This is a genomic window from Pseudomonas sp. N-137, assembly GCF_034555295.1.
GTDB lineage: Bacteria > Pseudomonadota > Gammaproteobacteria > Pseudomonadales > Pseudomonadaceae > Aquipseudomonas > Aquipseudomonas rhizophila.
In genome coordinates this window covers 683409-709252 of sequence record NZ_JAXUDQ010000030.1, presented here as the reverse complement: position 1 = coordinate 709252, position 25844 = coordinate 683409, and the positions used below count along the sequence as shown (strand labels likewise).

Annotated in this window: 27 protein-coding genes; 2 read left to right on the top strand and 25 right to left on the bottom strand. The window is 61.5% G+C overall.

Translation table 11 applies throughout. The annotated features are described in order from the left end of the window. Nucleotides 1–6: 6 nt before the first annotated feature. From ccmI to ccmA, 9 genes are all read right to left on the bottom strand, one after another. Nucleotides 7–1209, bottom strand: coding sequence for a c-type cytochrome biogenesis protein CcmI (ccmI, locus tag T3A99_RS24390; RefSeq protein ID WP_047226278.1), 1203 nt, complete (start codon nt 1207–1209; stop codon nt 7–9). Further along, nucleotides 1202–1675: a cytochrome c-type biogenesis protein gene (locus T3A99_RS24385; RefSeq protein ID WP_047226277.1), complete on the bottom strand. Its 474-nt coding sequence runs from the start codon at nt 1673–1675 to the stop codon at nt 1202–1204. Before T3A99_RS24385 ends, ccmI begins: the two co-directional genes overlap by 8 nt. Further along, entirely contained in the window at nt 1672–2208 is a 537-nt protein-coding gene (locus T3A99_RS24380; RefSeq protein ID WP_047226276.1) for a DsbE family thiol:disulfide interchange protein, read from the bottom strand. Before T3A99_RS24380 ends, T3A99_RS24385 begins: the two co-directional genes overlap by 4 nt. Further along, nucleotides 2205–4190 (bottom strand): heme lyase CcmF/NrfE family subunit, encoded by a 1986-nt coding sequence (locus tag T3A99_RS24375; RefSeq protein ID WP_047226275.1) that lies wholly within the window; start codon nt 4188–4190, stop codon nt 2205–2207. The genes T3A99_RS24380 and T3A99_RS24375 overlap by 4 nt, the downstream gene beginning before the upstream one ends. A gap of 3 nt (nt 4191–4193) precedes the next feature. Continuing rightward, nucleotides 4194–4649, bottom strand: a complete 456-nt coding sequence (gene ccmE, locus T3A99_RS24370; protein ID WP_076385818.1) for a cytochrome c maturation protein CcmE — start codon at nt 4647–4649, stop codon at nt 4194–4196. Beyond that, nucleotides 4646–4822: a heme exporter protein CcmD gene (gene ccmD, locus T3A99_RS24365; RefSeq protein WP_007939192.1), complete on the bottom strand. Its 177-nt coding sequence runs from the start codon at nt 4820–4822 to the stop codon at nt 4646–4648. Before ccmD ends, ccmE begins: the two co-directional genes overlap by 4 nt. Then, on the bottom strand, nt 4819–5574 hold the full coding sequence (locus T3A99_RS24360; RefSeq protein ID WP_047226273.1) for a heme ABC transporter permease: 756 nt from the start codon (nt 5572–5574) through the stop codon (nt 4819–4821). The genes ccmD and T3A99_RS24360 overlap by 4 nt, the downstream gene beginning before the upstream one ends. Nucleotides 5575–5668: 94 nt before the next feature. Next, the gene (ccmB, locus tag T3A99_RS24355) at nt 5669–6337 is read right to left on the bottom strand and encodes a heme exporter protein CcmB (protein ID WP_047226272.1); all 669 of its coding nucleotides are present in this window, start codon (nt 6335–6337) and stop codon (nt 5669–5671) included. Then, nucleotides 6334–6969 (bottom strand): cytochrome c biogenesis heme-transporting ATPase CcmA, encoded by a 636-nt coding sequence (gene ccmA / locus T3A99_RS24350; RefSeq protein WP_047226271.1) that lies wholly within the window; start codon nt 6967–6969, stop codon nt 6334–6336. Before ccmA ends, ccmB begins: the two co-directional genes overlap by 4 nt. A 199-nt stretch (nt 6970–7168) precedes the next feature. Here ccmA and T3A99_RS24345 point away from each other — a divergent pair, with 199 nt between their 5' ends. Beyond that, entirely contained in the window at nt 7169–8755 is a 1587-nt protein-coding gene (locus T3A99_RS24345) for a flagellar hook-length control protein FliK (protein ID WP_047226270.1), read from the top strand. Beyond that, nucleotides 8752–9081, top strand: coding sequence for an EscU/YscU/HrcU family type III secretion system export apparatus switch protein (locus T3A99_RS24340; protein WP_047226269.1), 330 nt, complete (start codon nt 8752–8754; stop codon nt 9079–9081). Before T3A99_RS24345 ends, T3A99_RS24340 begins: the two co-directional genes overlap by 4 nt. Nucleotides 9082–9351: 270 nt before the next feature. Here T3A99_RS24340 and T3A99_RS24335 read toward each other — a convergent pair whose 3' ends face one another. The 16 genes from T3A99_RS24335 to fliR all read right to left on the bottom strand — a co-directional run bounded on the left by T3A99_RS24335 (nt 9352) and on the right by fliR (nt 25840). Then, nucleotides 9352–9747, bottom strand: coding sequence for a DUF2802 domain-containing protein (locus T3A99_RS24335; RefSeq protein ID WP_047226268.1), 396 nt, complete (start codon nt 9745–9747; stop codon nt 9352–9354). 1 nt (nt 9748) lies between these two features. Continuing rightward, a complete protein-coding gene (locus tag T3A99_RS24330; protein WP_024778681.1) occupies nt 9749–10234 on the bottom strand; it encodes a chemotaxis protein CheW in 486 nt (161 codons plus the stop codon). A gap of 72 nt (nt 10235–10306) precedes the next feature. Continuing rightward, on the bottom strand, nt 10307–11179 hold the full coding sequence (locus T3A99_RS24325; RefSeq protein ID WP_160891916.1) for a CheW domain-containing protein: 873 nt from the start codon (nt 11177–11179) through the stop codon (nt 10307–10309). Nucleotides 11180–11275: 96 nt separating this feature from the next. Beyond that, the gene (locus T3A99_RS24320) at nt 11276–12067 is read right to left on the bottom strand and encodes a ParA family protein (RefSeq protein ID WP_047226266.1); all 792 of its coding nucleotides are present in this window, start codon (nt 12065–12067) and stop codon (nt 11276–11278) included. Between the two features lie 49 nt (nt 12068–12116). Then, complete coding sequence (motD, locus tag T3A99_RS24315; protein ID WP_047226265.1) at nt 12117–13001, bottom strand: flagellar motor protein MotD; 885 nt, start codon at nt 12999–13001, stop codon at nt 12117–12119. 15 nt (nt 13002–13016) lie between these two features. Further along, a complete protein-coding gene (locus T3A99_RS24310) occupies nt 13017–13757 on the bottom strand; it encodes a flagellar motor protein (RefSeq protein WP_018606553.1) in 741 nt (246 codons plus the stop codon). After that, entirely contained in the window at nt 13757–14875 is a 1119-nt protein-coding gene (locus T3A99_RS24305; RefSeq protein ID WP_047226264.1) for a protein-glutamate methylesterase/protein-glutamine glutaminase, read from the bottom strand. The genes T3A99_RS24310 and T3A99_RS24305 overlap by 1 nt, the downstream gene beginning before the upstream one ends. A 48-nt stretch (nt 14876–14923) precedes the next feature. After that, nucleotides 14924–17188: a chemotaxis protein CheA gene (locus tag T3A99_RS24300; protein ID WP_107322136.1), complete on the bottom strand. Its 2265-nt coding sequence runs from the start codon at nt 17186–17188 to the stop codon at nt 14924–14926. A gap of 27 nt (nt 17189–17215) precedes the next feature. Then, nucleotides 17216–18001 (bottom strand): protein phosphatase CheZ, encoded by a 786-nt coding sequence (locus T3A99_RS24295; protein ID WP_047226262.1) that lies wholly within the window; start codon nt 17999–18001, stop codon nt 17216–17218. Nucleotides 18002–18019: 18 nt separating this feature from the next. After that, nucleotides 18020–18391, bottom strand: coding sequence for a chemotaxis response regulator CheY (locus T3A99_RS24290; RefSeq protein ID WP_003183998.1), 372 nt, complete (start codon nt 18389–18391; stop codon nt 18020–18022). Between the two features lie 166 nt (nt 18392–18557). Next, nucleotides 18558–19301, bottom strand: coding sequence for an RNA polymerase sigma factor FliA (gene fliA / locus T3A99_RS24285; RefSeq protein ID WP_003184000.1), 744 nt, complete (start codon nt 19299–19301; stop codon nt 18558–18560). Beyond that, nucleotides 19298–20128, bottom strand: coding sequence for a flagellar synthesis regulator FleN (gene fleN / locus T3A99_RS24280; protein ID WP_003184001.1), 831 nt, complete (start codon nt 20126–20128; stop codon nt 19298–19300). Before fleN ends, fliA begins: the two co-directional genes overlap by 4 nt. 117 nt (nt 20129–20245) lie before the next feature. Further along, complete coding sequence (flhF, locus tag T3A99_RS24275; protein ID WP_047226261.1) at nt 20246–21595, bottom strand: flagellar biosynthesis protein FlhF; 1350 nt, start codon at nt 21593–21595, stop codon at nt 20246–20248. A gap of 11 nt (nt 21596–21606) precedes the next feature. Next, nucleotides 21607–23736 (bottom strand): flagellar biosynthesis protein FlhA, encoded by a 2130-nt coding sequence (gene flhA / locus T3A99_RS24270; RefSeq protein ID WP_047226414.1) that lies wholly within the window; start codon nt 23734–23736, stop codon nt 21607–21609. Nucleotides 23737–23917: 181 nt separating this feature from the next. Continuing rightward, the gene (flhB, locus tag T3A99_RS24265) at nt 23918–25054 is read right to left on the bottom strand and encodes a flagellar biosynthesis protein FlhB (protein WP_047226260.1); all 1137 of its coding nucleotides are present in this window, start codon (nt 25052–25054) and stop codon (nt 23918–23920) included. Between the two features lie 3 nt (nt 25055–25057). Further along, nucleotides 25058–25840: a flagellar biosynthetic protein FliR gene (fliR, locus tag T3A99_RS24260; RefSeq protein ID WP_047226259.1), complete on the bottom strand. Its 783-nt coding sequence runs from the start codon at nt 25838–25840 to the stop codon at nt 25058–25060. Nucleotides 25841–25844: the final 4 nt, after the last annotated feature.

Here is a 25844-nt window from a genome sequence, read left to right as displayed (position 1 = left end):
TTCCTGTTATTTATCCGGGCTGTCGATAGTCAGTTGTTGCTGCGCCGTGGTGCTGCTCGCCAGAGGCTTGCTGCGGCCGATCCATTCACCGGCGGTCGGTTGACCGGCCCGGGAAATGCGCGCCACCAGTTGGACTTCAGGGAAGTTCGACAGTTTCAGTTGCGGCATCATGGCGTCCGCGTCGCCCAGTTCCACGGTAACAGGCAGATCAGCGACGGTCAGGCGCTTGGCCGCCAGCGGCGCCGGCGGGCCGGAAGCGGCGCGGGCAAAGATGAACACGCTGTCGCCCGGCTGCACCTTGGCCTTGAGCGCTGGCGCCAGCTCGACGCGCACCTTGAGCAATGCCGCAGCCTTGCTCACTGGCGCTTGGGCGACCTTGCCGCCGCTGGCCTCAAGCTTCTCGGTGGCGCGGTTGATACCGCCCTGCAGCGCCTCACGGGACTTGTCGCCTTCCGGCAGTTGCGCGAGCAGGCGGCCCCAATAATCAATGGCTTGCTGATAGCGCTCGCCTTCGAACGCGGCGATTCCCAGCAGGCCCAGGCTGGTGACTTCCTTGGGATCGAGCTTGAGCGCTTCGTCGGTCAGGGCCTGGACCTTGTCCGACCATTTCTTGCCATCGGCGAAATACTGCGCCTGAGCCCATTGCCCGAGCAGCTCGGGTTGCCGGCCGGCCACCACCACGGTGCGCTCGAAGATCTTCGCCGCATCCGCCGGTCGGTCCTGGGCCATGTAGGTGCGACCGAGGAAATACAAGCCCTCGGCGTTATCCGGTTGCGCGGCCACCGCGCGCTCCAGGCGCAGGGTCATTTCTTCCATCGACTGCGGTGCCTGGGCGAACTCACGGGTCAGCTCGACCTTGTCGCTGGCGCCGAAATGCAGATACAGCCCCAGGCCCAACACCGGCACCAGCACGGCGGCGAGTAACGGCAACGGTTTCCCCAAGCGAGACTCGCGCGGCGCATCGGCGCCTTCGGTGTCGGCGAGCAGTTCACGCGCGGCTTCGGCGCGGCCGGTGTCCAGTTGCGCGGCGTTCAGCACGCCCTCTTCCTGCTCGGCCTGCAACTCGGCGACGCGCTCCTGGTACAGCGCCACGTTGAGCGCGGTGCGGTCCTCTTCGCGCTGGGCGCGGCGACCGCGCAATACAGGGATCAACAGAAAACTCAGGGCAACCAGGAGAAGCAGACCTGCGGCGAGCCAGAAATCAATCATGCTTGGTTTTATCCAACAGTTGGTCGAGGCGCTGGCGCTCTTCGACAGAAAGCGTGTCCGGGGCAGCCGTGCGCTGGACCCGGCGGCGGCGCACAATCACCGCGATGACAACGAAACCACCGAACAACAGCCCGGCGGGGCCAAACCAGAGCAGCGCGGTCTTGGAGGTCAAGGCCGGGTTGTAGCGCACGAACTCCCCATAGCGGTCCACCATGAAATCGATGATCTGCTGGTTGTCCTTGCCTTCGCCGAGCATGCGGAAAATTTCCTTGCGCAGGTCGGCGGCAATCGGTGCGTTGGAATCGGCGATGTCCTGGTTCTGACACTTGGGGCAGCGCAGCTCCTTGGTCAATTCACGAAACCGCTCGCGCTCGCCCTCGTTGGCGAATTCATAGGTATCGATGGCGGCGTGGGCCACGCCAGCCAGGCTCACCCCGAGGATGAGGGCTGCTAACCAGCGCTTCATGGCTTGGCCTCGTCGACCAGCGCCTGATACTTGGCGGCCAGCTTCTCGCGCCAGACCTGTTCGTCGATCACGCCGACGAACTTGTCGCGGATGACACCCTTGGCGTCGATGAAGAAGGTTTCCGGCGCCCCGTAGACGCCCAGGTTCAGGCCCAGGGAGCCCTCTTCATCGCGGATATCCAGTTGATACGGGTTATGGAATTCGGCCAGCCACTTCAAAGCATCGGCGTTGACGTCCTTGTAATTGACGCCGTAGATCACCACGCCGTTCTGGGCCAGTTTGTTCAATACCGGATGTTCAACCCGGCAGGAAATGCACCAGGTGCCCCAGACATTGACCAGTGCCGGTTTACCCAGCAGGTCCGCCCGCGTCAGTGTCTTGTCGCCCTGCACCGACGGCAGGGAAAACTCAGGGAACGGCTTGCCGATCATCGCCGAGGGCAATTCGGCCGGGTTCAGGTAGAGCCCCCGGTACAAAAACACCGCCATCAACAAAAACAGCGCCAGCGGCAACAGCATCAACCAACGTTTCATGCAGGGGCTCCCGTCATGCCCAGGGTTTCACGCACCCGGGTTTTTACCTTGACCCGATAACGACGATCCAAGGCCGCCAGCACGCCACCCAGGCCGGTCAGCAAGCCGCCGAACCAGATCCAGCGCACGAACGGCTTGACGTGGACCCGCACAGCCCACGCGCCATCGCCCAGGGACTCACCCAACGCTACATAGAGGTCGCGGGTGAAACCGGCATCGATCCCGGCTTCGGTCATCACCGAATTCTGCACGGTGTAGAGGCGCTTTTCCGGATGCAGCACGGTCACTTCCTGGCCGTCGCGGAGCACCCGCACGGTGCCTTTGTCGGAAGTGAAGTTCGGGCCTTCGTAATGTTTGGCACCCTCGAAGACAAACTGATAGCCACCCAGATCCATGGACTCTCCGGGCGCCAGGCGCAGGTCGCGCTCGGCGCTGTTCTGGCTGGACAGCACCACGCCCAAGGCGCAGACCGCGATACCCAGGTGGGCGAGCTGCATGCCCCAGTAGCTGCGGGTCAGGGTTGGCAGGCCCTTGATCAAGCCCTTGTGGCGGGTCTTGTCGAAGATATCCCTGACCCCGGCCAGCAATACCCAGGCCGCCAGCACGAAGGTCGCCAGCACCGCCCAGTTGAAATCGCCATACGCGATCCCGGCGATGACGGCCAGGGCAGCAGTGCCCAGCAGCACGGGCGTCAGCATGCCCATCAGCCATTTGACCGGTGTGTCTTTCCAGCGCACCAGCATGCCGACAGCCATCACCACCATCAGGATCGCCATCAGCGGAATGAACAAGGCATTGAAGTACGGCGGGCCGACCGACAGCTTGGCGCCGGTCAGCGCGTCGAGCACCAACGGGTACAACGTGCCCAGCAGGATCATCGACGCGGCAACCACCAGTACCAGGTTGTTGCCCAGCAGCAGGGTTTCCCGGGACCAGAGGTTGAAGCCGACCTGGCTTTTCACCACCGGCGCGCGCACAGCGAACAGCGTCAGCGAGCCGCCGACCACGAACAGCAGGAACATCAGGATGAACACGCCACGCTCAGGGTCAGAGGCAAAGGCATGCACCGAAGTCAGTACGCCGGACCGCACCAGGAAGGTTCCCAGCAGACTCAGGGAGAATGCGGCGATGGCCAGCAGCACGGTCCAGCTCTTGAACACGCCACGTTTTTCCGTGACGGCCAGGGAGTGGATCAGCGCGGTGCCCACCAGCCAGGGCATGAAGGAGGCGTTTTCCACCGGGTCCCAGAACCACCAGCCACCCCAGCCCAGTTCGTAGTAGGCCCACCACGAACCCAGGGTGATGCCAATGCCCAGGAAGGCCCAGGCGACAATGGTCCAGGGACGCGACCAGCGCGCCCAGGCGGCATCGAGACGACCGCCCAGCAACGCGGCAATGGCGAAGGCGAAGGCCACGGAGAATCCAACGTAGCCCATGTAGAGCATCGGCGGGTGAACGATCAGGCCGATGTCCTGCAGCAACGGGTTGAGGTCGCGACCGTCCATCGGCACCTGGGGCAGGATGCGCTCGAACGGATTGGAGGTAACGATCAGGAATAACAGGAAACCGATGCTGATCATCCCCATCACCGCCAGCACCCGGGCCAGCATTACCTGGGGCAACTGCCGGGAGAACACCGAGACCGCGAAGGTCCAGCCGGCGAGGATCAACGCCCAGAGCAACAGAGACCCTTCATGGGCGCCCCACACCGCGCTGAACTTGTAGTACCAAGGCAAGGCACTGTTGGAGTTACCGGCAACGTAGGCCACGGAGAAATCATCAGCCATGAACGCGTAGGTCAGGCAACCAAAGGCGAACAACATGAAGGCGAACTGCCCCCAAGCCGCCGGCTGGGCCAGGCTCATCCACAAACGATCGCCACGCCAGGCACCGAGTAAAGGCACCACCGCCTGAACGATGGAGAAACACAAGGCCAGGATCATCGCCAGGTGACCCAGCTCGGGAATAAACAGACCGGTCATCGATCAACCCTCCTTCACGGGAGCGGGCGCCGACTGGCCGCTGTCTTTCAAAGCCTTGGTCACTTCCGGCGGCATGTATTTTTCGTCGTGCTTGGCCAGGACTTCATCGGCCACCACCACGCCTTCGGCATTGAGCTTGCCCAGGGCGACGATGCCCTGCCCTTCGCGAAACAGGTCCGGCAGGATGCCACGATAGGTGATGGTCACGGTCTTGTTGAAATCAGTGACGTTGAATTTCACGTCCAGCGAGTCCCCGGAACGCTCCAGGGACCCCTCCTCCACCATGCCGCCGGCACGAATGCGCGTGTCCTTGGGTGCTTCGCCGTTGGCAATCTGGGTCGGGGTGTAAAACAGGTTGATGTTCTGTTGCAAGGCGCTCAGGGCCAGGCCGACTGCGGCGCCGACCCCCACCAGGATGGCAAGAATGATGACAAGACGTTTTTTGCGCAGCGGATTCACTGACCATTCTCCCGGCGCAGACGACGCGCCTCTTGTTGCAGATACCGCTTGCGGGCCAGGATCGGCGCCGCCACGTTGAGGGCCAGCACCGCCAGGCAGATGCCATAGGCGGACCAGACATACAGGCCGTGATGGCCCATGGCGAGAAAATCGCCGAATGATGCAAAACTCATCGAGCGGCCTCCAGGCTGTTCTGTACTTCGGCCTTCACCCAACTGGCCCGGGACTCGCGCTTGAGCACTTCCAGGCGCATGCGCAGCAGCAGCACCGCGCCGAAGAAACAGTAGAAACCCAGCACGGTGAGCAACAGCGGCAGCCACATTTGCACAGGCATCGCCGGTTTTTCGGTGAGGGTGAAGGTCGCGCCCTGGTGCAGGGTGTTCCACCAGTCCACCGAGTACTTGATGATCGGGATGTTGATCACGCCGACAATCGCCAGTACCGCGCAGGCCTTGGCGGCGCTGTCACGATTGCTGATGGCGTTGCCCAGCGCAATAAGACCGAAGTACAGAAACAGCAGGATCAGCATCGACGTCAGTCGGGCATCCCAGACCCACCATGAGCCCCAGGTCGGCTTGCCCCAGATCGCCCCGGTGACCAGCGCTACGGCGGTCATCCAGGCACCGATCGGCGCGGCGCATTGCAGGGCCACGTCCGCCAGTTTCATCTTCCACACCAGCCCGACCACGCCACACACCGCCAGCATCACGTAGATGGACTGGGCCAACAGCGCCGTGGGAACGTGAATGTAGATGATGCGAAAGCTGTTGCCCTGCTGGTAGTCCGGCGGTGCGAAGGCCAGGCCCCAGACCACGCCGATGCCTATCAGCAGCAGTGCGGCGATGCTCAACCAGGGCAGCAGTTTGCCGCTGATGCCGTAGAACCACTTGGGTGAGCCGAGCTTATGAAACCAGGTCCAGTTCATTGCTGTTTCCATCACGGTTGCGACTCGTCATTACGAGTCGCCAGGTCTGCCTTTACTTCAAAAGAAGTGGTCAGTTCTTGACCAGGCCTCATTATTATTCGCCGACGCTGATTTTCAGGCCAGCGGCTATTGCAAAGGGTGTCAGGGTTATCGCCAGGGCGGTCAGGCTCCCAAGCCACAGCAGATAACCGGTTGCCGGCATGCCTTGCAGCGCGGCTTGCAAGGCGCCACTGCCGAGGATCAACACCGGGATATACAGCGGCAGGATCAGCAGCGCCAGCAACAGGCCGCCGCGCTTCAACCCCACCGTCAATGCCGCGCCGACTGCGCCGAGTAGGCTCAACACCGGCGTGCCCAGCAACAGCGATACCAACAATACCGGCATGCAGGCAGCGGGCAAGCCCAGCATCATTGCCAGCAGCGGCGAGAGCAGCACCAGTGCCAGGCCGGAAAAAACCCAGTGTGCCAGTACCTTGGCCAAAACCAGAAGGGCCAGGGGGTGCGACGAAAGGACCCACTGTTCCAGGGATCCGTCCTCGAAATCACTGCGGAAAAGCCCGTCCAGCGAGAGCAGGACCGATAAAAGGGCCGCCACCCAGACCAGCCCCGGCGACAAGGTTTGCAACAATTGAGTCCCGGGACCGACCGCCAGCGGGAACAGTGCGATGACAATCGCGAAGAACACCAGCGGATTGGCCAGTTCGGCCGGACGGCGGAACAACAGGCGCGCCTCGCGGGCAAGCAGCAGGCCAAACACACTCATACAGCCCAGTTCCCAAGATCGATGTTGCGATAACCGGATGGCATCCGCGCCAATGTGTGGTGAGTGGTCAACAGCACCATGCCGCCACGCTCGCAGTGCCCGGCCAGGTGCTCCTCGAGCTGCGCCACGCCCTGCTTGTCCAGGGCGGTGAACGGCTCGTCGAGAATCCACAGCGGCGGGCTGTCGAGATATAACCGGGCCAGGGCCACGCGGCGCTGCTGGCCGGCGGACAGGGTGTGGCACGGCACGTCTTCGAAGCCGCGCAGGCCCACCGTCGCCAGCGCCTGCCAGATCGCCTCGCGCCCGGCCGGTCGATGCAGCGCGCAGAGCCAACTGAGGTTTTCTTCAGGCGTCAGCAAATCCTTGATGCCAGCGGCATGGCCGATCCAGAGCAGATTGCGGGCCAGTTCGCTGCGCTGGCTGTGCAACGGCTGGCCATTGAGCAGCACTTGGCCGGCAGTCGGCTGCATCAACCCGGCCAACAGGCGCAACAGGCTGGTCTTGCCACTGCCGTTGGGACCGCTGATCTGCACCATATCGCCAGGCGAGAGTCTCAATTGGAGATTCTCGAAAAGCAGCCGCAAATCTCGCTCACAGGCGAGGCCAACGGTTTGCAGGAGAGGACTGGTCAAGGGATAGCGGGCCTTATACGGTTCAAGTCGGCAATGCAGCGGCCGTTAAAGAGGTGCAGCATAGATGCTTTGGCGGCCGGTTCCACAGAGCTGCGTCAAACAATTGCAAGGTTTTCGCCACTCCCTGAAAGACCGGCGGCATTATACATGTCATGCCCCAGGGGGCGTGCTCAATTAGTTTCCCAAGGTAAGACCGCAGATGACAGGCGACATGAACATCCCGCCGTTGCCTCAGGCCTCGGCAACAACCCGTATGCCGGCGGTCACGGGCGAGCTGCTCAAATTGCTGACGCCGGTCGAAGGCCTGATCGGTGCGGGCCAGACCGCCAAGGCCGAGGTGTTGTCGCTCAAGCAGGCGGAACAGACCTTCCAGCTGTTGCTCAAGGTCACCCTGGAGAGCGGTCGCCAAACCACCGTGCAAGCCACCAGCACCCAGCCATTGCCCCAAGGCACCAGCCTGGCCGTGACTCAGCCGTCCGCCAGCAACCTGGCGATTACCGTGCAGCAGGCCATCGCCTCGAGCGTCGCCACCCTGACCCGTATCGACACGGCACAGATGCCGGTCGGCACGCTGCTGCAAGGCAAGGTACTGACCAGCCAGGCGTTGCCGCAGTTGCCGGGGCAACCCGCGGTGTACCGGTCGCTGGTGAGCCTGCTCAACACCGCCCAGGCCGGAAGTACCCTGGACATCGACAGCCCGCAACCGCTGCGCATCGGCACGCTATTGAGCGCTCAGGTACAAGACGCCCAAACCTTGAAATTTGTCCCCTTGAGCAACCGCCAGGAACAACTGGCGGTGAGCCAGCAACTGGTCACGCAGATGAGCCGCCAGGGCTCGTTGGACAGCCTGGTCACCGCGCTGCAAAACACCGCGCTGCAAAAGCTTCCGGCCAGCGACGACACTGGCGCCGAGTTGCGCGCTGCGGTGACACGCCTGTTGGCGGGCCTGCCCGACATCCAGCAACTGAGCACACCCAAGGGCCTGGCCCAGGCCATGGCCGCCAGCGGCGCGTTCCTGGAAAGCAAACTGCTGGCCGGGCAAGTACCGAGCCTGGCGCCAGACATGAAGGGCGATCTGCTGAAACTGATCGCCCAACTGACCCCGGCCCTGCCCGCCTCAACCAACCTCGCCGCCATCATCGCCGCCAACACCTTGGCCCAGGCGCTACCCAGCTTCGTGCGTAACGCCCTCGGCACCCTCGGCCAGGTCAGCGTCAAGCCGCAACCCACCAGTTTCCCCCTGCCTTCGCGCCTGTTGAAAGGCCAGGACGATGAAGGCGACCTGGAACATTTGTTGCGCCTGGCCGCCGCCGCCGTGTCGCGCCTGCAAAGCCATCAATTGTCGAGCCTGGAACAGACGGGCCTGACCGACGACGGTCGATTGATGAGCACCTGGCAGTTGGAAATCCCCATGCGCAACCTGCAGGACATCGTGCCGCTGCAGGTCAAGTTCCAGCGCGAGGAAACCCCGCCCCGGGAGGAGTCACCGGAACGCCGTGAAGAACGCGAGCCGAAACAGCAGCTCTGGCGGGTCGAGCTGGCGTTCGACATGGAGCCACTGGGGCCGCTGCAGATTCAGGCCCAGTTGCTCAGCGGCAGCCTGTCGAGCCAGCTATGGGCAGAGCGGCCGTATACCGCCAACCTGATCGAAAACAATCTGACCGCGCTGCGTGAACGCCTGGTGACCTGCGGCCTGAACGTTGGCGACCTGGATTGCCACCTCGGCACCCCGCCCCAAGGCCCCAAGACGCGACTGGAACAACGCTGGGTGGACGAAACCGCATGACAACCGACACCGCACCACGCCAGGCCATCGCCCTCAAGTACGACGGCCTCCACGCCCCGACCCTCACCGCCAAGGGCGACGAAGCCCTGGCCGAGGAAATCCTGCGGATCGCCCGCGAAAGCGAAGTGCCGATCTATGAAAACGCTGAATTGGTGAAGCTGTTGGCGCGGATGGAACTGGGCGACAGCATCCCGGAAGAGTTGTATCGCACCATTGCCGAAATCATTGCCTTTGCCTGGAACTTGAAAGGCAAATTCCCCCAGGGCTATGACCCGAACGCGCCAAGTGTCGAGAAGGATGTGACCGATCGCGGCGACGATTATTGATCACTGCGATGCTGTTCCTGTGGCGAGGGGATTTATCCCCGCTGGGTTGCGTAGCAACCCCAAAAAAAGCGACTCATTTTCTCTGACTCGCCGGATCGCCCAGATTCAGGACCGCTTCGCGATCCAGCGGGGATAAATCCCCTCGCCACAAAAGCGCACCCCAAAAAAAATCGCAGCCTTCAGCAACGCCTACAGGGGAATGTGAACCCTGTAGGCGCTGCCAAAGGCTGCGATCTCTTGATCTTTCTTGCAGCTTGCCGCTTGAAACTATCAGCCGCCCTTATGCAACTTGCTCATCAACTCCGCCTCGGCCTGGGTCAGGCCGCAGGCTTGGGTCAGTTCGTCGACGCTGGCGCCCATGCCCACCAGGCGAGCGGCCTGGGCGAAGGACAGGCTGGAGGGGTCGCGCTGCTCCAACTGGGCCAGTTTGTCCGGCAACGGAGCGACCACGGCGCGTAGCTCGTGCAGGGCTTCGCCCATGCGCACGGTGCCGTTCTGGTAATCGTCGACGCGTTTGGCCAGGTCGCGGATGCGTTGATCACGCAACGCATCGCCCTGGGCCTGCTGAGCGGCGATCTGCCGCTGGCCGCGTATGTACGCGACAAACATCGCCAGCGTGCCTGCCCAGAAAAGGAACAGGACAATGACTGCTACCTCAAGAATCAAATCAGATACTCTCCAGTTCCGACCATTCCTCTTCGCTCATCATCTTCTCCAGCTCGACCAGGATCAGCAACTCGTTGTTCTTGTTGCACACGCCCTGGATGAACTTGGCCGACTCTTCGTTACCGACGTTAGGCGCGGTTTCGATTTCCGACTGACGCAAGTAAACCACTTCAGCGACGCTGTCGACGAGGATGCCGACCACTTGCTTGTCGGCCTCGATGATCACGATACGGGTGTTGTCGTTGACCTCGGTGGAGTTCAGGCCAAACCGCTGGCGAGTGTCGATCACCGTGACCACGTTACCGCGCAGGTTGATGATGCCCAGCACGTAGCTTGGCGCACCGGGTACCGGGGCGATCTCGGTATAGCGCAGCACTTCCTGAACGCGCATCACGTTGATGCCGTAGGTTTCGTTATCGAGCTTGAAGGTCACCCATTGCAAAATCGGATCTTCGGAACCCTTGAGAGACGACGCCTTATCATTCATACCCTGACCCCTCGAAAAACCGCCTGTGGCGGTGTGTGTTCTGCCCCGTGACGTGGTGCGCCACGGGTTGTCTTATTTCGGTTTCTGAACCGGCTTGGCGCCGCCCAGGTGTTTTGCCCCGCCACTGGCGATCAATTCGGCCAGCTCGGAAACGTCCAGCAAGGCGCACATGTGCTCGATCACCGTACCGGCCAGCCATGGCCGTTGGCCTCGATGGCTGCGCCACTTGATCTCGTTCGGGTCCAGGCGCAGCGAGCGACTGACCTGATGCACCGCCAAACCCCATTCATACCCTTGCACCGAAATCACGTATTGCAGGCCCTGGCGAAAATCATCGCGATAACGGTCCGGCATCACCCAGCGCGCGGTATCCAGCACCTTCAGGTTGCCGGCCTGGCTCGGCAGGATCCCCAGGAACCATTCCGGCTGACCGAACAACGGCGTCAGTTCCTGCCCGGCCAGGGAATATATCGATCCCAGGCATACCAGCGGCACCGCCAGGGTCAACCCGGCCACATCGAACAACAAACACTCGAACGGCTCGGCGGCCCAGGCCGGACGGTCGTCGGTCGGCGCCGGCGGCGGTGGGCTGCTTGGTGGCAGATGGACTTCCACCACCGGCGTCACCAGGCCCTGCAGCAACGGTGCAACGGTCGAGACCGGCGCCAGGATCGGCGCAGGCGCTTGCATCACTGCCACCTGAGGCTTGATGAACGGAGCCTCGACTGCCGCGGCAATCACTGTTTTGTGTGCATCACGGGCCTGCTCTTCGAGCACGGCCGCCTGAAATTCATCCAGTCCACCTTCGGCTTCGACGGTCTCGGGCAACGCCTCGATCACGCTCGGTTGCAGTGGCAGTTCTTCGGTTGCTTCCTGCAGCAGCCCATCCAGATAAGACTGCAGGGCCAGTTGCGGACGCGAGGTTGTCTTTATCGGGCGGCTCATGGGAACAGTGCGCCACTTGAAAAGGTTATCGGCATGTATGCGCCAGGACTTGAGCGCTCACAAGCGAGTGCAATGCCTTTGGTAAGCCTCGTCACCTTAAGCCACCTGCTGCGAAACGAGCTGCTGGGCCAGCAGGTGCTTGAGCAGCGCCCGGTAGGCCAGCACGCCGCGGCTCTTGCCATCGAATTGCGAAGGGGTCACACCGGCACGGCTGGCGTCACGCAAACGCGTGTCGACCGGAATGTAGCCTTGCCAGATGTCATCCGGGTACATGTCCCGCAGCACGCGCAGGGTGCCCAGGGACGCCTGGGTGCGACGATCAAACAGGGTCGGCACGATGTTGAAGGCCAACGATTGCTTACGTGAGCGGTTGATCATCGCCAGGGTATTGACCATGCGCTCCAGGCCCTTGACTGCCAGATGCTCGGTCTGCACCGGGATAACGAGTTGCTGGCTGGCCGCCAAGGCGTTGACCATCAGCACGCCAAGCAGCGGCGGGCTGTCGATGATCGCGTAATCGAAATCCTGCCACAGTTGCGCCAGACTCTTGGCGATCACCAAGCCCAGACCGCTTTGTCCCGGGGACTGCCGTTCCAGGGTCGCCAGGGCGGTGCTGGATGGCAACAGGGAAATCCGCTCATCGCTGGTGGACAGCAGCAACTGCCCCGGCAGGCCTTCGGGCACACCGCCCTTGTGCAGGAACAGGTCGTAGTTGCTGTGCTCCAGACTGTCGGGATCGTAACCAAAGTAGCTGGTCATCGAGCCGTGGGGGTCCAGATCGACCATGACCACGCGCTTGCCCGCCTCGGCCAGCAATCCGGCTAAAGCGATGGAAGATGTGGTTTTACCCACACCACCTTTTTGATTGGCGACTGCCCAGACTCTCATTCGGATTGTTCCTCCCGGTCGATAAAGGCTCGACCGAGAAATAGCTCGGTTATAAAGCGGGTGACGGAGAATTGACGGCGCTCTGTCTTCCCGGCGACTTGGGCTGGGTCGGTGCAGTTTGTGTGCCAGCACGCTTCAATGCCGCATCCGGTGTTGCATGGGCCGTGCCGGTCCCGGTCAGGCTGCGGCGCACCTCAAGGTTGCGCGACACCACCAACACCACTCGCCGGTTGCGCGCCCTCCCCTCGGCGGTGGCATTGTTGGCCACCGGCTGGAATTCACCATAGCCCACCGACGCCAGCCGACCGGGATTTACGCCCTGCATCGCGAGCATGCGCACGATGCTCGCCGAACGCGCCGAGGACAGTTCCCAGTTGGTCGGGTACTGCGCAGTGCGAATCGGCTGGTCGTCAGTGAAGCCTTCTACGTGGATCGGGTTGTCGAAAGGCCTGAGGATCGCGGCCACTTTATCGATGATGTTGAACGCCATGTCGCTGGGCATGGCATCGCCGCTGCCAAACAACAGGCTGGAATTGAGTTCGATCTCAACCCACAACTCGTTGCCGCGCACGGTCATCTGATTGGAGCTGATCAGATCACCAAACGCCGCACTGATGTCATCGGCAATGCTTTTCAACGGATCGCTGCCGCCAGCGATACCGGCATCGACCTGCTCGGAGTCCCTGACCAGCGGTTTGGCCGGCGTGGTGGTCTTGGGCCGCTCATCACCAATGGGGATGGGCTTGAGGGCGCGGTCGGAGTCGGTAAACACGCCGATCAGCGCCTCGGAAATAACCTTGTACTTGCCTTCGTTGACCGACGAGATCGAATACATGACCACGAAAAAAGCGAACAGCAGCGTGATGAAGTCGGCGTAAGAGACGAGCCAGCGTTCATGGTTGACGTGTTCTTCACGATGCCTGCGACGTGCCATTTTCCATGTCTCCCATCAGTCCATGAAGCCCTGAAGCTTCAACTCAATGGAACGCGGGTTTTCACCTTCGGCGATCGACAGGATCCCTTCCAGCAACATTTCGCGATAACGCGACTGGCGCAACGCAATGGACTTGAGCTTGGCGGCGATCGGCAGCAGCACCAGGTTGGCACTGGCCACACCATAAATGGTCGCGACGAAAGCCACGGCGATACCACTGCCCAGTTGCGACGGATCGGCCAGGTTGCCCATCACGTGGATCAGGCCCATCACCGCACCGATGATGCCGATGGTCGGCGCATAGCCACCCATGCTTTCAAAGACTTTGGCCGCTTCGATGTCACGGCTTTCCTGGGTGTAGAAATCCACTTCCAGGATGCTGCGGATGGCTTCCGGCTCAGCGCCGTCCACCAACAGTTGCAGGCCTTTGCGCGAGTAGTTGTCGGGCTCGGCGTCGGCCACCCCTTCCAGACCCAGCAAACCTTCCTTGCGGGCGGTCAGGCTCCAGTTCACCACGCGGTCGATGCCCCCGGCCAGGTCGACGCGCGGCGGGAACAGAATCCAGATGAGCACCTGCATGGCGCGCTTGAAGGCGCTCATGGGCGACTGTAACAGCGCCGCGCCCACGGTGCCGCCGATCACGATCAACGCCGCCGGGCCGTTGGCCAAGGCCCCCAGGTGACCGCCTTCCAGGTAATTGCCACCAATAATGGCGACGAACGCCATGATGATGCCGATCAGGCTGAGCACATCCATTACAGGCACGCCTCGACCAGGTGTCTACCGATGTCGTCCAGCCCGTACACCGCGTCGGCCAGATCCGCTTTGACAATCGCCATCGGCATGCCATAGATCACGCAACTGGCTTCATCCTGGGCCCAAATGGCGCTGCCGCCCTGCTTGAGCAGGCGCGCGCCTTCGCGACCGTCGGCGCCCATGCCGGTGAGCACCACCGCCAGAACTTTGTCGCCGTAGGATTTAGCGGCGGAGCCGAAAGTGATGTCCACGCACGGTTTGTAATTGAGGCGCTCATCGCCGGGCAGGATTTTCACCGCGCCGCGACCATCGATCATCATCTGCTTGCCGCCTGGCGCCAACAGCGCCAGGCCCGGACGCAGGATGTCGCCATCCTCGGCCTCCTTGACGCTGATACGACACAGCTTGTCCAGACGCTCGGCGAACGCCTTGGTGAAGGCCGCGGGCATATGCTGGATCAGCACGATCGGCGCCGGAAAGTTGGCCGGCAACTGGGTCAGGACCCGCTGCAACGCCACCGGGCCGCCGGTGGACGTACCAATAGCGACCAGTTTGTAGGCTTTGCGCTTGGGGGCCGGCGACGATGACGTACTGGCGGGCGCGGAACGAGCTGGCGCTGGGGCCGGGGCACTGCGCGCTGGGGCCGGATTGAAGCTGCCCGATGAAGCCGGGGCTGGTGCAGGCGCTGGCGCAGGTATGCTATAGGCACCGACACGCCGGTTGCTGCGGGAAATACTGTGGACCTTCTCGCACAGCAACTGCCGAACCTTGTCGGGGTTGCGCGAAATGTCTTCGAAATTTTTCGGCAGGAAATCCACCGCCCCGGCGTCCAGCGCATCGAGGGTCACCCGGGCGCCTTCATGGGTCAGGGAGGAGAACATCAATACTGGGGTCGGGCAGCGCTGCATGATATGCCGCACCGCCGTGATGCCATCCATCATCGGCATCTCGTAGTCCATGGTGATCACGTCCGGCTTGAGCGCCAGCGCCTGATCGATTGCCTCTTTGCCGTTGGTCGCCGTACCGACGACCTGAATACTCGGGTCCGCCGAGAGAATTTCCGAGACGCGGCGGCGGAAAAACCCCGAATCGTCCACCACCAGGACTTTAACTACCATAAACACTCCGTTAGACGAGACGCGGCTGCGGGCCGCGCCCCTCCAGAATCAAATACGCCGTGCGGCGTAACGCTTGAGCATGCTTGGCACATCGAGAATCAACGCGATGCGACCGTCGCCGGTGATGGTGGCGCCGGACATGCCCGGGGTGCCCTGGAGCATCTTGCCTAGCGGCTTGATGACCACTTCTTCCTGGCCCACCAACTGATCGACGACGAAGCCGATCCGCTGGGTGCCCACCGAAAGGATCACCACATGGCCTTCACCCTGCTCGACATGAGCGGCGGAGCTGACCAGCCAGCGCTTGAGGTAGAACAGCGGCAGTGCCTTGTCCCGCACGATCACCACTTCCTGGCCGTCCACCACGTTGGTGCGCGACAGGTCGAGGTGGAAGATTTCGTTGACATTGACCAGCGGGAAGGCGAATGCCTGGTTGCCCAGCATCACCATCAGGGTCGGCATGATCGCCAGGGTCAGCGGGACCTTGATGACGATTTTCGAGCCCTGGCCCTTGGTCGAGTAGATGTTGATCGAACCGTTGAGCTGGGAAATCTTGGTTTTCACCACGTCCATGCCCACGCCACGGCCCGACACGTCGGAAATCTCGGTCTTGGTCGAGAACCCCGGGGCGAAGATCAGGTTGTAGCACTCGGTGTCGCTCAGGCGGTCGGCGGCATCCTTGTCCATCACACCGCGCTTCACCGCGATGGAGCGCAGTACGTTCGGGTCCATGCCTTTGCCGTCGTCGGAGATCGACAGCAGGATGTGGTCGCCTTCCTGCTCGGCGGCCAATACCACCTTGCCGCTGCGGGGCTTGCCTGACTCTTCGCGCTCTTGCGGCGACTCGATACCGTGGTCGACCGCGTTGCGCACCAAGTGGACCAGTGGATCGGCCAGAGCCTCGACCAGGTTCTTGTCCAGGTCGGTCTCTTCGCCCACTAGTTCCAGGTTGATTTCTTTCTTGAGCTGGCGCGCCAGGTCGCGAACCAGGCGCGGAAAGCGCCCGAAGACTTTCTTGATCGGCTGCATCCGGGTCTTCATGACCGCCGTCTGCAAGTCAGCCGTGACCACGTCCAGGTTCGACACGGCCTTGGCCATGGCTTCGTCCTGGCTGTTGAGGCCCAGGCGCACCAGGCGGTTACGCACCAGCACCAGTTCGCCGACCATGTTCATGATCTCGTCCAGGCGAGCGGTGTCGACCCGTACAGTGGTCTCGGCTTCGCTGGCCGGCTTTTCCGCCGGCGCGGCCGCCGGTGCGCGGGCTGGCGCCGGGGCGGCGGCAGCAGGCTTGGGTGTCTCAGCCTTCGGTTCCGGTGCCTTGGCGGCGGGTTTGGCCGCGGCCTTCTCCGCTGGCGCAGCCGCTGTGGCAGTGGCGGCAGGCGCAGTGGCTGTTGAGGCGGTGCCGACTTCGCTGAACTTGCCCTTGCCGTGCAGTTCGTCGAGCAGTGATTCGAATTCGTGATCGCTGATCAGGTCGCTGCCCGCTGCGGCGGCGGCAGGCTTGGCTGGGGTCGGCGCGGAGGCGATAGCCGAATCCAGTGCGTCCACGGCGAAGTTGCCCTTACCGTGCAACTGATCGAGCAAAGCCTCGAATTCATCGTCGGTGATATCGGAGTTGTCGCCCGCCGCTTTCGGGGCGGCCGGGGCACTCGGGGGGGCGACGGCATCCACGGCGAACTGGCCCTTGCCGTGAAGCTGATCGAGCAGCGACTCGAACTCGGCGTCGGTGATTTCATCGCTGGCGGCGGCATCGGCGGCCGGCGCAGCCGGGGCAGCAGGCGCTGCCGGAGCCTGGGCTTGAGCCTTGACGGCGTTCAGCGAGTCCAGCAGTTGTTCGAATTCGTTATCGGTGATGTCGCCTGATTCCTCGGCGACCGGTTCCTCAACCACTGGCGCGGCTACCGGTGCAGCTTCGTCAGCCGACTGCGGCTCGGCCAGGCGCGACAGCGCGGCGAGCAGCTCAGGCGTAGCAGCGGTGATCGGCGAGCGCTCGCGCACTTCACTGAACATGCTGTTGACCGCATCCAGCGCTTCGAGCACCACGTCCATCAATTCCGAGTCAACGCGACGCTCACCCTTGCGCAGGATGTCGAACACGTTTTCGGCAATGTGACAGCACTCCACCAGCTCATTGAGCTGGAGGAAGCCGGCGCCTCCTTTTACAGTGTGGAAACCGCGAAAAATTGCATTGAGCAGATCCGCATCATCAGGTCGGCTTTCCAGCTCGACCAGCTGTTCGGACAGTTGCTCTAGAATCTCGCCGGCCTCAACCAGGAAATCCTGAAGGATCTCTTCATCGGCGCCGAAGCTCATTAATGGGTGCTCCTAGAGGTCTAAAACCTAAAATCCAAGGCTGGACAGCAAATCGTCCACATCGTCCTGACCGGACACAACGTCTTCTCTTTTATCGGCATGAATTTGCGGACCTTCACCCTGAGAGAGATGTTTTTGTGGATCTTTTTCAGCGAGCATCGCTTCACGGTCGTGTTCGATGCCTGCAAAGCGGTCTACCTGGCTGGCCATCAACACCAGTTTGAGCAGGTTGCTTTCCACTTCGGTGACCAGTTGGGTCACCCGCTTGATCACCTGGCCGGTCAGGTCTTGATAGTCCTGAGCCAGCAGAATGTCGTTGAGGTTGCTCGCCACGGCGCGGTTCTCGGCGCTACTGCGCGTCAGGAAACCGTCGACCCGACGGGCCAGCTCGCGAAACTCTTCAGCCCCGACTTCGCGCCGCATGAAGCGACCCCAGTCGGTGCTCAAGGCCTGGGCTTCATCGCTCAGGCCATTGACCAGCGGCGTTGCGTTCTCCACCAGGTCCATGGTGCGGTTGGCCGCGGCCTCGGTCAGCTTGACCACATAACCCAGACGCTCGGTCGCGTCGGTGATCTGCGAGACCTCCTCGGCCTGCGGCATGTTCGGATCGATCTGAAAATTGACAATCGCGCTGTGCAGTTCACGCGTGAGCTTGCCCACTTCCTGATACAGACCGCGGTCACGGGTCTGGTTGAGCTCATGGATCATTTGAACCGCATCGCCAAAGCGGCCTTTCTCAAGGCTGTCGACCAGTTCGCGGGCATGTTTTTTCAGGGTCGATTCGAAATCACCCATTGAAGATTCGTTATCCATAGCTCCCCCGTGGCGCCGTTAACCGATGCGTTCGAAGATTTTTTCGATCTTCTCTTTCAACGCCTGGGCCGTGAAGGGTTTGACCACGTAGCCGTTCACACCGGCCTGGGCCGCTTCGATGATCTGCTCGCGCTTGGCTTCGGCAGTGACCATCAGCACCGGAAGGTGCTTGAGTTTTTCGTCGGCGCGCACATGGCGCAGCAAGTCGATACCGGTCATGCCGGGCATGTTCCAGTCAGTCACCAGAAAGTCGATGCTTCCGCTGTTGAGAACCGGAATGGCAGTGGTGCCATCGTCGGCCTCGACCGTGTTGGTGAACCCAAGGTCACGCAACAGGTTTTTTATGATCCGCCGCATCGTTGAGAAGTCATCAACGATGAGGATTTTCATGTTCTTGTCCAATTCGACCTCCAAGCAGTCTTAAACGCGCCCAGCACCTGAACGCGCCATTTCAATCAATCCGGCACAACACTCGACAACGGTCTGGAGGACAACAGAGAAAGACTGGCTCAGCACATGCCAGGCCAGCCTCGTTCGCAGTGTCCCCACACTGCTGTCAGCGCGCTCGCCACTCCCCCAAACGCCCCCGCAAACGGGCCGCGCACTGGCTGTGTAACTGGCTGACCCGCGATTCGCTGACACCCAGGACCTCACCGATTTCCTTGAGGTTCAGCTCTTCGTCGTAGTACAGCGCCAAGACCAGTCGCTCACGCTCCGGCAAATTGGCAATCGCATCCGCCAGCGCGCTCTGGAAACGCTCATCTTCCAGGTCACGCGATGGCTCCATGTGAGCACTCGCGCCGTCCTCGTGCAGCCCTTCGTGTTCGCCGTCCTGCAGCAGGTCGTCGAAACTGAACAGGCGACTGCCCAAGGTATCGTTCAAAATCCCGTAATAATCATCGAGACTCAATTGGAGTTCGGCCGCAACCTCGTGATCTTTAGCGTCACGCCCGGTTTTAGCTTCAATGGCGCGAATGGCGTCACTGACCATGCGGGTATTGCGATGCACCGAACGCGGCGCCCAATCACCCTTGCGGACTTCATCGAGCATCGCCCCGCGAATGCGAATACCGGCATAGGTCTCGAAACTGGCGCCCTTGCTCGCGTCGTATTTGTTCGACACTTCGAGCAGGCCGATCATGCCCGCCTGGATCAGGTCTTCAACCTGGACACTGGCCGGCAACCGCGCCAGCAAGTGATAGGCGATACGCTTGACCAGAGGCGCGTATCGCTCAATCAATTCGTACTGGGCGTCCCGTGCCGATTTCTTGTAGAGATGGTTGTAACCGCTGGCTGTCATAACACGGGCCCTGCTGTTTGTTGCACGAGACGCTCGACGAAAAACTCCAGATGCCCGCGAGGGTTGGCTGGCAGTGGCCAGGTATCAACCTTCTGGGCAATAGCCTTGAACGCCAGTGCGCATTTGGAACGGGGAAAGGCTTCATAAACCGCACGTTGCTTCTGGACGGCCTTGCGTACGCTTTCGTCGTAGGGCACAGCGCCGACGTATTGTAGGGCGACGTCCAGGAAACGATCCGTGACCTTTGTCAACTTGGCGAACAGGTTGCGACCTTCCTGCGGGCTCTGGGCCATGTTGGCCAGGACGCGGAAGCGGTTCATGCCGTAGTCACGGTTCAATAACTTGATCAGGGCATAGGCGTCGGTGATGGACGTCGGTTCGTCGCAGACCACCAGCAAGACTTCCTGGGCAGCGCGTACGAAACTGACGACCGAATCACCGATACCGGCAGCGGTGTCGATCACCAGCACATCGAGGTTGTCACCGATGTCGCTGAAGGCCTGGATCAGGCCGGCGTGTTGAGCCGGGGTCAGGTGAACCATGCTCTGGGTGCCCGAGGCAGCCGGCACGATGCGAATCCCGCCCGGCCCTTGCAGCAGCACGTCGCGCAGTTCGCAGCGGCCCTCTATCACGTCCGCCAGCGTGCGCTTGGGCGTGAGCCCCAGCAGCACGTCGACGTTCGCCAGGCCCAGGTCGGCGTCCAGCAGCATGACCCGTCGGCCAAGCTCTGCCAGAGCCAGGGACAAGTTCACTGACACGTTAGTCTTGCCGACGCCACCTTTGCCGCCGGTCACCGCGATCACCTGTACGGGATGCATGCTGCCCATGTTCGTTCTTTACCTTGTCTTACTTAGACGGAGGCCACATTACTGGCTGCGCGCTCGCATGAAGGAACAATGCATGGCAGACCATCGATGTAGGTACAAAAAATATTCATGATTACCTCAGCCGACCTGCTTGGTCGGGCTGTGGTAGATATCAGCGAACATATCAGCCATGGCTTCTTCGCTGGGTTCTTCCTGCATTTGCACACTCACGGCACGACTGACCAGTTGATGACGGCGCGGCAGATGCAAATCATCCGGGATCCGCGGCCCGTCGGTCAGGTAGGCCACCGGTAAATCATGACCGATCGCCAGGCTCAACACCTCGCCCAGGCTTGCCGTTTCGTCCAGCTTAGTCAGGATGCAGCCGGCCAGCCCGCAGCGTTTGTAGCTGTGGTATGCGGCGGTTAGAACCTGTTTCTGGCTGGTGGTTGCCAACACGAGATAATTTTTTGACCGGATCCCACGCCCGGCCAGGCTTTCAAGCTGCATGCGCAGGGCCGGATCGCTGGCTTGCAGGCCGGCGGTATCGATCAGCACGACGCGCTTGCGCAGCAGCGGTTCCAGCGCCTGGGCCAGGGACTGGCCCGGATCCACATGGGTCACCGACACATTGAGGATCCGGCCCAAGGTCTTGAGTTGTTCCTGGGCACCGATACGGAAACTGTCCATGCTCACCAGGGCGATGCTCTGGGCGCCGTACTTGAGTACATAACGCGCCGCGAGCTTGGCCAGGGTGGTGGTCTTGCCCATGCCGGCCGGGCCGACCATGGCAATGACGCCACCTTCTTCGAGAGGCTCGACTTCCGGTGTGGCGATCATCCGCGCCAGGTGCGCCAGCAACATGCGCCAAGCCTGACGAGGTTCTTCGATATCGTTGATCAGCGCCAGCAGGTCGCGGGACAACGGACCGGACAGGCCGATGCGTTGCAGGCGACGCCACAGGTTAGCCTGGGCCGGACGGTTGCCTTGCAACTGGTTCCAGGCCAGGGAGCCGAGCTGAACTTCCATCAGTTCACGCAGGCTGTTGAGTTCGAAGCGCATCGAGTCCAGGGCGCGCGGGTCGACGCCACCGCCTGAGGCAGCCTGAACCGGCGCCGGACGACGCGGCTCGGCCTTGGCCTGCTCGACCAGTGGCTCGGCAGCGGTCAACGGCAATCCAGCGGTCAGAGGCTGGCCGGCGAACAATTGACGATTGGTGCCCGCGCTGGCTTCGCCGTCACTGCTGCGCAAGCTCAATTCGGCCTGGGCACTGGCGATGCGCGACTGGGTCTTGCGCAGCTCATCCTCGAGTTCCATGTTGGGAACACGTGGGGCCAGCGCCGACAATTTGTAATCCAGAGCCGCCGTCAGCTCGACACCGCCGGCGATCCGACGGTTGCCGATGATGGCGGCTTCAGCGCCCAGCTCGTCACGAACCAGCTTCATGGCCTGACGCATATCGGCGGCGAAAAAACGCTTCACTTGCATAAACCACTACCTCAGCCGTTGGGCCCTACTGTCGCAACGATGGTCACTTGCTTGTTGTCCGGTATTTCCTGGTACGCCAGCACATGCAGCCCCGGGACCGCGAGGCGCCCGAATCGCGAAAGCATCGCGCGAATCGGACCGGCCACCAGCAGGATCACCGGTTGGCCTTGCATCTCCTGCCGCTGGGCTGCATCGATCAGCGAACGCTGCAGCTTCTCGGCCATGCTTGGCTCCAGCAGAACGCCCTCTTCCGAGCCTTGTCCTGCCTTCTGCAGACTATTGAGCAATATCTGTTCCAACCTTGGCTCCAACGTGATCACAGGCAGCTCCGACTCAGTGCCTACAATGCTTTGGACGATTGCGCGGGATACGCCAACCCGCACCGCAGCCACCAGAGCGGCGGTATCTTGACTCTTGGAAGCGTTGTTGGCGATAGCCTCGGCAATGCTGCGAATGTCGCGCACCGGCACCTGCTCAGCCAACAGCGCTTGCAACACCTTGAGCAATTGCGACAACGAAACCACGCCAGGCACCAGCTCTTCGGCCAGCTTCGGCGAGCCTTTGGCCAGCACTTGCAGCAATTGCTGGACTTCTTCGTGACCGATCAGCTCGCTGGAGTGCTTGTACAGAATCTGGTTCAAGTGGGTCGCGACCACGGTACTGGCGTCCACCACGGTATAGCCAAGGGACTGGGCCTGGGCCCGCTGGCTGATTTCGATCCATACCGCTTCCAGGCCAAAAGCCGGATCCTTGGCGGTAATGCCGTTGAGCGAACCGTAGACCTGTCCCGGGTTGATCGCCAGTTCACGGTCCGGGTAAATCTCGGCTTCGGCCAGGATCACCCCCATCAGCGTCAAGCGATAGGCACTTGGCGCCAGATCGAGGTTGTCACGAATATGTACGGTGGGCATCAGAAAGCCCAGGTCCTGGGACAGCTTCTTGCGCACACCCTTGATCCGCGCGAGCAATTGACCACCCTGATTGCGGTCCACCAAGGGGATCAGACGGTAACCGACTTCCAGGCCGATCATGTCGATCGGCGTCACGTCGTCCCAGCCCAGCTCCTTGGTTTCCATGGCACGAGCCGGCGACGGCAACAGTTCCTGCTGACGCTTGACCTCCTGCAGGGCCTGAACCTTTTGTACGTTCTGTTTCTTCCAGAACAGGTAGGCGCCACCCGCCGCCAATGCGGCCATGCTTAGAAACGAGAAATGGGGCATCCCGGGGACCAGGCCCATCACGGCCATCAGTCCGGCTGCAACGGCCAACGCCTTGGGCGATGCAAACATCTGCCGGCCGATCTGCTTACCCATGTCTTCGGAGCCGGACGCACGGGTCACCATGATCGCGGCAGCTGTGGATAACAACAGTGATGGCAATTGCGCCACCAAACCGTCACCAATGGTTAACAGCGCGTAAACCTTGCCGGCATCGCCGAATGTCATGCCGTGCTGGAAGATACCGACAGCCATACCGCCGATCAGGTTGATGAAGAGGATCAGCAGGCCGGCGATGGCATCGCCGCGCACGAATTTGCTGGCACCGTCCATGGAGCCATAGAACTCGGCTTCCTGGGCCACTTCCAGACGACGGGCCTTGGCCTGGCCCTGATCGATCAGGCCGGCGTTGAGGTCGGCGTCGATTGCCATTTGCTTGCCGGGCATTGCATCGAGGGTGAAACGCGCACTCACCTCGGAAATCCGTCCGGCACCCTTGGTCACCACGACAAAGTTGATGATCATCAAAATGGCGAAGACGACGATACCCACCACGTAGTTTCCGCCGATCACCACTTCACCGAAGGCCTGGATCACCTTACCGGCAGCGGCGTGGCCTTCATGCCCGTGGATCATCACCACCCGGGTGGACGCCACGTTGAGCGCCAGGCGCATCAGCGTCGCCACCAGCAGAATGGTCGGGAACACCGCGAAATCCAGTGGCCGCAATGCGTACACACACACCAGCAGTACAACGATGGACAAAGCGATGTTGAACGTGAAGAACACGTCCAGCAGAAACGGTGGCACCGGCAGCATCATCATGGCGAGCATGACCAGCAGCAACAACGGCACGCCCAGATTACCCCGGCTGAGGTCGGCTACGTTGTTGCGCGCGGTGTTGAATAACTGAGAGCGATCCACCAATAATCCCCGTTCCTGTGAAGCAAACTTTTGACGCCCGAAACGGGCGCAGACGGGGTATTGCAAGAAGCCTTCCAACTTTTGTCAGAGGCTGAAATAGAGGCGCTAGCCAAGGCGCTGAATGCAATCGAGGCTCGCTCCCACTGGTTCTGCATCCGAGCGCAATCAGCGCAGGCCCGAATCAGGAGTCGCGGCGCAAATCCGGTGGAATCGGCAAATCCTTGAGAGGCTCGGGGCGCTTGCCCTTGCCGGCGCGGTGTTGACGGATCTGATAGACGTAGGCCAACACCTGGGCCACGGCCAGGTACAGGCCTCCGGGGATTTCCTGGTCGAGTTCGGTGGAGTAGTAAATCGATCGCGCCAACGCGGGGGACTCGAGCAGCATCACTTCGTTGGCTACGGCAATCTCGCGGATTTTCAGCGCCAGGAAATCACTGCCCTTGGCCAGCAACACCGGAGCATTGCCTTTATCGGGGTCGTACTTGAGTGCCACGGCGTAGTGAGTCGGGTTGGTGATGACCACGTCGGCATCCGGGATCGCCGCCATCATCCGGCGCTGGGACACTTCACGCTGCAACTGGCGAATCCGTTGCTTGACCTCCGGCTTGCCCTCCTGGTCCTTATGCTCGTCGCGGATCTCCTGCTTGGTCATCATCAGCTTCTGCTTGCTCTGATACAGCTGGATCGGCACGTCGATGGCGGCGATCAGAATCAAGCCGCAAGCCATCCACAAGGTACTCCAGCCCACCAGCTGCACGCTGTGGATAATGGCCTGCTCCAAGGGTTCATGGGCGATGCGCAGCAAGTCGTCGATATCGGCCTGCAGTACCGTCAGCGCGACAAACAGGATCAGGAAAAACTTCCCAAGCGCCTTGAGCAACTCCATCAGCGCCGTGCTGGAAAACATTCGCTTGAGGCCGTTGGCCGGGTTCATCCGACTGAACTTGGGCGCCAGGCTCTTACCGGCAAACAGCCAGCCCCCCAGGGAAATCGGGCCAATAATGGCCGCCAACAGCAGAAAGATCAGGACCGGTTGCACGGCCAGGATCGCGATCTTGCCGGAGTGCAGCAGGTATTGCCCCATGGCACCGGGACTGAGCAGTACCTCGCGGGGCAAGGAAAAATTCAGGCGCATGATTTCCAGCAGATCCAGGGCCAGCCCGCCGCCATAAATCAACAGACCGCCCGCCCCGGCCAACATCACCGCCAGGGTATTGAGCTCCTTGGAGCGCGCAATCTCGCCCTTGTCCCGAGACTCCTTCTTGCGCTTCTCCGTGGGGTCTTCTGTCTTGTCCTGCCCACTCTCGCTTTCGGCCATGGTTCAGCGCGCCTGTGCCATGTCGCGTAACAGCTGCAGGGCCTGGGTCGCCAGCGGCTGGTACTGATTGAGAAGATCCCCCAGGCTGATCCAGAAAATCACCAGGCCCAGCACCAGGGTCAACGGAAAACCGATGGAGAAAATGTTCAACTGCGGCGCCGCCCGGGTCATCACGCCAAAGGCAATATTGACCACCAGCAACGCGGTAATCGCGGGCAATACCAACACCATCGCCGCCCCTAGAACCCAGCCAAGCTTGCCGGCGATGTCCCAGAAATGATTGACCAGCATCGCGCTGCCCACCGGCAATGTGGTGAAGCTCTCGGTCAGCACCTCAAACACCACCAGGTGCCCGTTCATGGCCAGAAACAGCAGGGTCACCAGCATCGTCAAGAACTGCCCGATCACAGCGCTGTTCACGCCGTTGGTGGGGTCGACCATGGAGGCGAACGCCATGCCCATCTGGATCGAAATGATTTGCCCGGCCACCACAAACGCCTGGAAAAACAGCTGCAGCGAAAAGCCCATCAAGACGCCAATCAGAATCTGCTCGGCCACCAGCATCAATGCACTGAGGTCCAGAGCGTTGACCGGCGGCATAGGTGGCAACCCTGGTGCGATGACCACCGTAATCGCCAGAGCGAAATACAGCCGTACGCGGGTTGGCACAAGGGTAGTGCCAAACACCGGCATGCTCATCAGCACCGCGGTGACACGAAACAGCGGCAGGATAAATGACGCCACCCAGGTACTGATCTGGGTATCCGTCAGTTCGAGCATCGACATCAGG

What these genes read in the sequence shown, in the direction of transcription:
- fleN (WP_003184001.1), bottom strand. Translation starts at nt 20,128, where the DNA reads ATGGGCAGCATGCATCCCGTACAGGTGATCGCGGTGACCGGCGGCAAA.
- motD (WP_047226265.1), bottom strand. Translation starts at nt 13,001, where the DNA reads ATGGCACGTCGCAGGCATCGTGAAGAACACGTCAACCATGAACGCTGG.
- T3A99_RS24385 (WP_047226277.1), bottom strand. Translation starts at nt 1,675, where the DNA reads ATGAAGCGCTGGTTAGCAGCCCTCATCCTCGGGGTGAGCCTGGCTGGC.
- ccmB (WP_047226272.1), bottom strand. Translation starts at nt 6,337, where the DNA reads ATGAGTGTGTTTGGCCTGCTGCTTGCCCGCGAGGCGCGCCTGTTGTTC.
- flhF (WP_047226261.1), bottom strand. Translation starts at nt 21,595, where the DNA reads ATGCAAGTGAAGCGTTTTTTCGCCGCCGATATGCGTCAGGCCATGAAG.
- T3A99_RS24325 (WP_160891916.1), bottom strand. Translation starts at nt 11,179, where the DNA reads ATGAGCCGCCCGATAAAGACAACCTCGCGTCCGCAACTGGCCCTGCAG.
- T3A99_RS24340 (WP_047226269.1), top strand. Translation starts at nt 8,752, where the DNA reads ATGACAACCGACACCGCACCACGCCAGGCCATCGCCCTCAAGTACGAC.
- flhB (WP_047226260.1), bottom strand. Translation starts at nt 25,054, where the DNA reads ATGGCCGAAAGCGAGAGTGGGCAGGACAAGACAGAAGACCCCACGGAG.
- T3A99_RS24320 (WP_047226266.1), bottom strand. Translation starts at nt 12,067, where the DNA reads ATGAGAGTCTGGGCAGTCGCCAATCAAAAAGGTGGTGTGGGTAAAACC.
- ccmI (WP_047226278.1), bottom strand. Translation starts at nt 1,209, where the DNA reads ATGATTGATTTCTGGCTCGCCGCAGGTCTGCTTCTCCTGGTTGCCCTG.
- T3A99_RS24310 (WP_018606553.1), bottom strand. Translation starts at nt 13,757, where the DNA reads ATGGATGTGCTCAGCCTGATCGGCATCATCATGGCGTTCGTCGCCATT.
- T3A99_RS24295 (WP_047226262.1), bottom strand. Translation starts at nt 18,001, where the DNA reads ATGGATAACGAATCTTCAATGGGTGATTTCGAATCGACCCTGAAAAAA.
- T3A99_RS24360 (WP_047226273.1), bottom strand. Translation starts at nt 5,574, where the DNA reads ATGAACTGGACCTGGTTTCATAAGCTCGGCTCACCCAAGTGGTTCTAC.
- fliR (WP_047226259.1), bottom strand. Translation starts at nt 25,840, where the DNA reads ATGTCGATGCTCGAACTGACGGATACCCAGATCAGTACCTGGGTGGCG.
- T3A99_RS24380 (WP_047226276.1), bottom strand. Translation starts at nt 2,208, where the DNA reads ATGAAACGTTGGTTGATGCTGTTGCCGCTGGCGCTGTTTTTGTTGATG.
- fliA (WP_003184000.1), bottom strand. Translation starts at nt 19,301, where the DNA reads ATGACAGCCAGCGGTTACAACCATCTCTACAAGAAATCGGCACGGGAC.
- T3A99_RS24330 (WP_024778681.1), bottom strand. Translation starts at nt 10,234, where the DNA reads ATGAATGATAAGGCGTCGTCTCTCAAGGGTTCCGAAGATCCGATTTTG.
- T3A99_RS24305 (WP_047226264.1), bottom strand. Translation starts at nt 14,875, where the DNA reads ATGGTAGTTAAAGTCCTGGTGGTGGACGATTCGGGGTTTTTCCGCCGC.
- T3A99_RS24375 (WP_047226275.1), bottom strand. Translation starts at nt 4,190, where the DNA reads ATGACCGGTCTGTTTATTCCCGAGCTGGGTCACCTGGCGATGATCCTG.
- T3A99_RS24290 (WP_003183998.1), bottom strand. Translation starts at nt 18,391, where the DNA reads ATGAAAATCCTCATCGTTGATGACTTCTCAACGATGCGGCGGATCATA.
- T3A99_RS24300 (WP_107322136.1), bottom strand. Translation starts at nt 17,188, where the DNA reads ATGAGCTTCGGCGCCGATGAAGAGATCCTTCAGGATTTCCTGGTTGAG.
- ccmD (WP_007939192.1), bottom strand. Translation starts at nt 4,822, where the DNA reads ATGAGTTTTGCATCATTCGGCGATTTTCTCGCCATGGGCCATCACGGC.
- T3A99_RS24345 (WP_047226270.1), top strand. Translation starts at nt 7,169, where the DNA reads ATGACAGGCGACATGAACATCCCGCCGTTGCCTCAGGCCTCGGCAACA.